The sequence below is a fragment of the Roseiarcus sp. genome (assembly GCF_049514155.1).
Taxonomy (GTDB): Bacteria; Pseudomonadota; Alphaproteobacteria; order Rhizobiales; family Beijerinckiaceae; genus Roseiarcus.
This window is the reverse complement of sequence record NZ_JBEKVH010000199.1, coordinates 1-5762: the sequence shown is the minus strand read 5'-3', so window position 1 is coordinate 5762 and position 5762 is coordinate 1. Positions and strand designations below refer to the sequence as shown.

The following is a 5762-nucleotide window of genomic DNA, read 5'->3' as shown; positions in this document are numbered from 1 at the left end:
TCGGAGCATCAAAATCATCCCGGAGCGGAAGAGCCATGGCAAACCTCCTGGGTTCGCCACCTTGAATCAGCTCGCCGATGATTTGGGAAGCCGAGAGTCACGCCCTTCGGGACTTGGTATAACTGCACAAAGCTCTAGCACTATTTTGACAGATTTGCTCGATCGGCCTGCGCAAAGGGCGGCGGCAATACGGGCGGCAAGAAACTCGACGCCTTTGAGCTGCTCACGGCCATTTACGCCGGAGAAGAGGAAGGCCTCCTCCTCCGCGAGCCGTAGGCGAGCCGCCTCAAACGTCTTTCCGATTCGATCGCGCTTCGGGACTATCCATTGACGCGGCTTCAGACCACTGAATTCTTCCAGGCGCTGGCGGCGCTCCATGCGTTCGACCGCCGAACAGCGCGCTTAGAGGCGAAGAAAAGCGGCGAGACGCCGCCGGTTAGCTGCTCTCGCGGCGCGGTCCTGGACATCCCCCTCAGCATACAAAAAGCACGCGGCCCGTGTCGAAGAAGGCTTCCGCAAGACCGGAAGATTTCTGTTCGGTCAGCACATCTACTGGCTTAAGGATGTCCCCTATCCGTCGCAGCCCAAGGATAGCCTCCATGTCCCCGACCACGATCTTTCTCGGCAGACTTCTCGGTCTCTACCTGATCGCGATTTCCATCGCGATGCTCGCCAGCAAGCGTCGCACGCTGGCGACGCTGGACGAGATGGCGCGCAGCGGGCCATGGATGCTGTTCTCAGGGCTGGCGGCGACCGCGGCGGGCCTGGCGATCGTGCTCGCACATAACGTCTGGACCGGCGGCGCCCTGACGGTCGTCGTCACGCTTTTCGGATGGGCGGCGCTGCTAAAGGGGGCGTCGCTGCTGCTGGTTCCGCCGGAGCAGATGGCCGCCGCCTACAAGGGCGTGGGCTTCAAGCGATTCTTCCACGTCTGGATGGGCGCCGTGCTGGTGCTCGGCCTGTGGATCGCGCTGGATGCGTTCGCAAGCTGAAGGGCGATAACGGGGTCGTCCAAAGGGTCAAGGCGGCGAGGTTTTGTTCGCCTTCACCGGCAAAGGCGGCCAACCGTCGTCATCGTCGTCGGGAACGTCGAGATGACCGTCGGCGGCGTTCCTATCCCAGTTCGGACTCCCGAGCGTCGAATCGAACGGCAGGTCGCTGCGACCTCTCGCTTCGGCAATCTTCGCTTTCAATTTCGCCGACGCCTTGCGAAGGTTCGATGTCGACGCCTCTTCCTCGATGGGCGGTCCCTTCTTGGCGGGTTCGTTCTGATCGTTCGGCATGTGGCTTGCTCCTCGAAGACTGATGGTCGGCGTTCTCAAGCGCCCGCTTCGCAGAGCCTGAGGTCGATCGTAGCCTGGCGCCCCCTGAGGTCCTTTCACGGGGCTCCAAACCGGGGCCCGTCCGACTATTTCTTCTCGATCGAAATGCCGCTTTTCCCGACGTCAATGACAATGCGGTCGGTCCTTTGCCGTTCGCCGTACAATTGATAACCCATGACCACGCCGACGACGATGAGCATGCCGATAATAAAGTAGAGAGCGCTCCGGTTCATGATTTCATCGCCCTTGTCACACGCTCCGCTCCGCGGAATCACAGCCGTCGCCGCTCGTCCTCGCGCTGCTATTTCATTCTGCGGCCGCGGAAGAAGCCCTTGTTCGTCGTGTTCTGCTTGATGTTGGCGGTGTCGCCCTGTTCCGACGTGTTCAGATCGTCGGGGCGGCTCTCATGCGTCGTGTCGCCGCCGACCTCATGATGGTCCCCGGGCCCCTTCTTGCTGCGGTTCGCAGCCGGCGCTTCCGGCAGGTGTTTGGTCATGGCGATGCTCCAGTGAAGGCGGCATTCTCAAACCCGTGCAGGCGCGCAACGACGAGCGCTCGCCGGGTTGCGAGCGTTTCGCCGCCAATTCCACCCTCGGTCTTTGAACGGGCCGCTAGCAGCCCAAGTGCTGCGAGAACTCGCTTCGCTCGCGATGAGTTTTAGGGGTGTAGGGCCGCGGGGTCTCCTCGTATCCGCCGCTGTAAGAGGCGTCAGCGCGGATTGAGGCGTCGCGCCCGGAATCGGCGTTCGGCGCGGTCCGCGGGGACGCGACTATGGTGATGAGTTGCTTCCAACCCTTTGTGATTTGATCCCACCACATACAGGCCTCCCATCTCACAAGCTGGGAAGATGGAACGGCGACCTTTGAGAACGCTAGAATCGGAATCTACTCATTCCGACGCCCTGAGCGGCAGTGGGTATTTTCCGATTCTGGCGACAATCGACCGCGCGCTCTAACTTTATGTAATCGTCGATCGGGAAGCGCGAGGCGGTTGTGATTTCGCTGGCAATCGGCATTCTGATTACCGTCGTCATCGGGGCGATTCTGTTCTGGGTCATCGACAGATTCTGTCCCGATCGGCGGCTCGCGCAGCTTCTCAAGCTCCTCGTCGTGCTGGTTTGCCTAGCCTCGATCGTAAGCCGCTTGCTGCCCACGCTCGGCTATCCGTCGCTCCTGTGACCATGAGCGACGCTGGCGCTCGAACTGGCGATCCTTACGGCAACGCGGTCGAACGCGGTTTTGCGAGCGCGATGGGCGGAATTCGACCTCGATGCTGGTCTGTGGACGATCCCGGCGGAGCGAATGAAGGCGCGCCGGGAACATCGCGCGCCGCTGTCCAGGCGCGTGCTGGCGATCGTCAGGCCGCGGTCTTGATTTTCCCTCTATGCCTGATGATGACCCTGTCGAGCTGTTCGGTTTCTTCGCTCGTTCGTTCGCCGCCAAGGTGCGCCGAATAAATCTCCTTGATCGCCGCGTCGAGTTGACTGGGTCGGTCGGTCTCGCGCGCGAGTTCGCGGAGTCTTTCCGCCATGGGCTTTTCGGACGTCAACGAGGCGCTCCCACGTCGAGGCCAATAGATCCATCGCCGAACCCGTCTGCGATTTCCACGGCATCGTCGCCTGCGTTCCATCCTTCCGAGGACGATTCGATTGCGTCGGCTGGCGCCGCAATTCCGTGGCAACAGCAAGATCCTCCGCAAGTTCGCGCTCAGCGATCTCCCGAAGATTACACATGATCTGCGCCCGGAAGAGGGTCGACTGGACGCCGACCGGGAAAAGGCCAACTTGCATTTGGAGAGCGAATCCCATTTGCGCCTTCTCCGCTGAGCCCAGAATCTAGATTGTAGCGGCTGCGCAATGCGGAGCCGCGCGCTCGGCGATCAGCCCAGCCGCCGTGATTCGGAAGATTGGCTCATACGGTGAAATGGCGCGAACGTCGGCAGGGAGCAGGGCGTGACGGTGCGCCGGTTTGAATTTCCGCAGCTGGCCGACAGCGGAATGGCGGCTTAGGGCAAACGAACTGTTTTGGCGGACATTCGCTGCCGCATGGCGTCGTTGATCCAAACCGGTCGCCGCGACTGAGCGAACACACGGCCTGCTAACCACACACCCGATGTGCTCAGATAACTTCGCATTGCCAAAATGCGCCGTGAGTGAGAGTCTCGCTTCCGACAGGTGTGTTATCCGCTGAATTTCGGTTGCGGTCGCCCGAGGCGGCGACATGGACCTGAAACGGCGTGGCTTCCTTGCGGCGGGTGCGTCGGTTGTCGCGATTGCGAGCCTGCCGAGCGGCGGTGCGGCGCAGCAAGCCGAGGAAGCCGGTCAGCGCTATCGCATCGGCGGCTTCATCCTGACGCGTACGGCGGGCGCCCGTCGAGACGACAACGGGAAGAGGGCAGCATGCCGTTCCTCCATCGAGACAACGTCGCGCTCTACGTCGAAGATGTCGCCGGCGCCGGGCGTCCGATCGTTCTGATCCACGGCTGGTGTTGCGATCACACCTATTTCGCGCCCCAGACCAGCCATTTTGCGAGTCTTGGGCACAGGGTCGTCTCCCCTGATCTGCGCGGACATGGCCGCAGCGACAAGCCGCATCAGCCCTATCCGATCGGCGCCTTCGCCGATGACGTCGCTTGGTTGTGTCGCGAGTTGAAATTGCCCAAACCGATTCTCGTTGGGCACAGCATGGGCGGGATCGTCTCGTTCGATGTCGCGGCGCGCTATCCCGAACTGCCCGGCGCCATCGTGATGCTTGATGCGGCTGTCGTCCTGCCGCCAGCGGCGCGCGCCGCCATCCCACAATTTCTGGAGCGGCTGAGGGGACCGGACTACGCCATCGCGCTACGCGACCTGGTCAGTTCCGTCTTCTTCCTTTCGAGCGACGACGCCGTCCGCAAGGCTCATATTCTCGAGGAGATGGCTAAGACCCCGCAGCACGTGATGGAGTCGGCATATCAAGGCCTCGGCGAATTCAGGGCGGACGACGCGCAAGGGCGCGTCGTCGTCCCCTCGCTCTACATCGCCGCCGACGAACCGTCGCCGCGCTCGGACATGGCGCGACTGCGGGAGCTGCTTCCGCAATTGAGCTTTGGGCGGACGGTGGGATCGGGGCACTTCTGCCAGTTGGAGGCGCCGGACCAGATCAATGCGATGATTGCGCGTTTCATCGCGGTAACGCTGGAACCCAGCCCTGGCGCCGCGCAGTCAAAAGGAGGCGAATAAGCGGCGGCGGCGCGCGGATAGGCCGCCGAGGGCTTGCCCGTCCATTGGTCGCCGACCACCTCGAACGTAGCGTCTTGAGATGTCGGCGACGGCTCAGGCAAGTCGTCGATCGGGAAGCGCGACGCCAATGGCGATCAGCACGTCGAGGAACTTGCTCTCGGCATAGGCCGCGGCGGCGTTCCAAGCGCGTCTGGTCCAATCCAGATTGTCGAGGCGGGCGTTCGCCCTGCGGCGCATGCGGGCGTAAACCTTGATCGCCTCAGCCTCCAGTCCATCCTTCGATCCGAGCTCCAGCTTCGTCAGGATGGATTCGCCGATTTCGCCTTGCAAAAATGCGCCGGCAATGAGAGTTTTGCGTCCGGCTGGGGTCCCATCCGTGAAGTTTCGGTTGCAGTAACCGGAGGCGGCGACATGGACCTGAAACGGCGCGGTTTCCTGGCTGCGGGCGTGTCAGCGGTTGCGGTCGCGACCCTGCCGAGCGGCGTCGCCGCGCAGACTGCACCCGGCGAGAGCCATCCCATCGGCGACTTCATCCTGACGCGTACGGCGGATGGCCTGCGCATCTCGCATAAGCGCGCGTCGGAGCGGATCATTTGGGAGACCGAGCCGGACGGTAATTTCATCGTCGCCGAGGAGGCGACGGCCGCCATTGATGAGTTCGGCGCCCCTGAGGGAACCTTCGAGATTAAGGACGCCGTATCGGCTTCTTACCGGAAGCCCACAATCGACGCGATCGACGCCGTCGGGAACGCCGCGACGGTGTCGGGAATGCTGACCAGCCCGGCCGGCGCCGTCGGCTACAAGCTCGCTTTCGAGGCGGTCTCGCCGACGCATCTGCGCTTCGTCATCAGCGCCGACGGGCCCAAGGCTTCGGGCGTCAATCGCATCCGCCTGCGTGTCGGATCGGTCGAGGACGAGGCCATTTTCGGCTGCGGCGAGCAGCTTACGGACTTCAATCAGAAGGGCAACATTCTGCCCATCCTTGTGCAGGAGCATGGCATCGGCCGAGGGCGGCCCATCATCACCGAGTTGGTCGACCTGTTCGACCATCAGAGCGGGGGAAATCCCTACCACACGGGGGCGCCGGCGCCTTACGTCATCACCAGCCGGCTGCGGTCGCTGTTCCTCGAGAACCTCGAATACAGCGTGTTCGACATGCGGCAGGCGGGCCATATCGATATCAAGGTCTGGTCGGCGACGATGACGGGCCGCATCCTCTA

At 62.6% G+C, this 5762-nt stretch carries 10 protein-coding genes and 1 pseudogene; 6 read left to right on the top strand and 5 right to left on the bottom strand.

What is annotated here, in order from left to right; genetic code table 11:
• Positions 1–599 precede the first annotated feature (599 nt).
• On the top strand, positions 600–992 hold the full coding sequence (locus ABSF49_RS19555) for a hypothetical protein (protein ID WP_424114307.1): 393 nt from the start codon (positions 600–602) through the stop codon (positions 990–992).
• Positions 993–1019: 27 nt separating this feature from the next.
• On the opposite strand, the gene ABSF49_RS19550 is transcribed toward ABSF49_RS19555, so the two are convergent.
• The 3 genes from ABSF49_RS19550 to ABSF49_RS19540 form a co-directional block, all read right to left on the bottom strand.
• Positions 1020–1283, bottom strand: a complete 264-nt coding sequence (locus tag ABSF49_RS19550; RefSeq protein ID WP_424114306.1) for a hypothetical protein — start codon at positions 1281–1283, stop codon at positions 1020–1022.
• A 125-nt stretch (positions 1284–1408) separates the two neighbouring features.
• Positions 1409–1555 (bottom strand): hypothetical protein, encoded by a 147-nt coding sequence (locus ABSF49_RS19545; RefSeq protein ID WP_424114305.1) that lies wholly within the window; start codon positions 1553–1555, stop codon positions 1409–1411.
• Positions 1556–1623: 68 nt separating this feature from the next.
• Positions 1624–1818 carry a hypothetical protein gene (locus ABSF49_RS19540; protein ID WP_424114304.1) on the bottom strand — a complete coding sequence of 65 codons (195 nt, stop codon included), beginning with the start codon at positions 1816–1818 and terminating at the stop codon, positions 1624–1626.
• A 496-nt stretch (positions 1819–2314) separates the two neighbouring features.
• On the opposite strand from ABSF49_RS19540, the gene ABSF49_RS19535 reads away from it, so the two are divergent.
• Together ABSF49_RS19535 and ABSF49_RS19530 are read left to right on the top strand one after the other, a co-directional pair.
• The gene (locus ABSF49_RS19535; protein ID WP_424114303.1) at positions 2315–2500 is read left to right on the top strand and encodes a hypothetical protein; all 186 of its coding nucleotides are present in this window, start codon (positions 2315–2317) and stop codon (positions 2498–2500) included.
• 60 nt (positions 2501–2560) lie between these two features.
• Positions 2561–2695, top strand: coding sequence for a hypothetical protein (locus ABSF49_RS19530; protein ID WP_424114302.1), 135 nt, complete (start codon positions 2561–2563; stop codon positions 2693–2695).
• Here ABSF49_RS19530 and ABSF49_RS19525 read toward each other — a convergent pair.
• Positions 2679–2852, bottom strand: coding sequence for a hypothetical protein (locus ABSF49_RS19525; protein WP_424114301.1), 174 nt, complete (start codon positions 2850–2852; stop codon positions 2679–2681). The genes ABSF49_RS19530 and ABSF49_RS19525 overlap by 17 nt on opposite strands.
• Positions 2853–3541: 689 nt before the next feature.
• Between ABSF49_RS19525 and ABSF49_RS19520 the strand changes: the two genes are divergently transcribed.
• Positions 3542–3796: a hypothetical protein gene (locus tag ABSF49_RS19520; protein ID WP_424114309.1), complete on the top strand. Its 255-nt coding sequence runs from the start codon at positions 3542–3544 to the stop codon at positions 3794–3796.
• Positions 3721–4542: an alpha/beta fold hydrolase gene (locus ABSF49_RS19515; RefSeq protein ID WP_424114308.1), complete on the top strand. Its 822-nt coding sequence runs from the start codon at positions 3721–3723 to the stop codon at positions 4540–4542. The genes ABSF49_RS19520 and ABSF49_RS19515 overlap by 76 nt, the downstream gene beginning before the upstream one ends.
• Positions 4543–4635: 93 nt before the next feature.
• Here ABSF49_RS19515 and ABSF49_RS19510 read toward each other — a convergent pair whose 3' ends face one another.
• A complete protein-coding gene (locus tag ABSF49_RS19510) occupies positions 4636–4872 on the bottom strand; it encodes a hypothetical protein (protein ID WP_424114300.1) in 237 nt (78 codons plus the stop codon).
• Between ABSF49_RS19510 and ABSF49_RS19505 the strand changes: the two are divergent.
• Positions 4867–5762, top strand: a pseudogene (locus ABSF49_RS19505) (hypothetical protein); the annotation flags it as partial. The gene ABSF49_RS19510 and the pseudogene ABSF49_RS19505 overlap by 6 nt on opposite strands.

Bases quoted from the DNA above. Each gene is read 5' to 3' on its own strand.
- ABSF49_RS19555 (WP_424114307.1), top strand. From the start codon at position 600: ATGTCCCCGACCACGATCTTTCTCGGCAGACTTCTCGGTCTCTACCTG.
- ABSF49_RS19550 (WP_424114306.1), bottom strand. From the start codon at position 1,283: ATGCCGAACGATCAGAACGAACCCGCCAAGAAGGGACCGCCCATCGAG.
- ABSF49_RS19545 (WP_424114305.1), bottom strand. From the start codon at position 1,555: ATGAACCGGAGCGCTCTCTACTTTATTATCGGCATGCTCATCGTCGTC.
- ABSF49_RS19540 (WP_424114304.1), bottom strand. From the start codon at position 1,818: ATGACCAAACACCTGCCGGAAGCGCCGGCTGCGAACCGCAGCAAGAAG.
- ABSF49_RS19525 (WP_424114301.1), bottom strand. From the start codon at position 2,852: ATGGCGGAAAGACTCCGCGAACTCGCGCGCGAGACCGACCGACCCAGT.
- ABSF49_RS19520 (WP_424114309.1), top strand. From the start codon at position 3,542: ATGGACCTGAAACGGCGTGGCTTCCTTGCGGCGGGTGCGTCGGTTGTC.
- ABSF49_RS19515 (WP_424114308.1), top strand. From the start codon at position 3,721: ATGCCGTTCCTCCATCGAGACAACGTCGCGCTCTACGTCGAAGATGTC.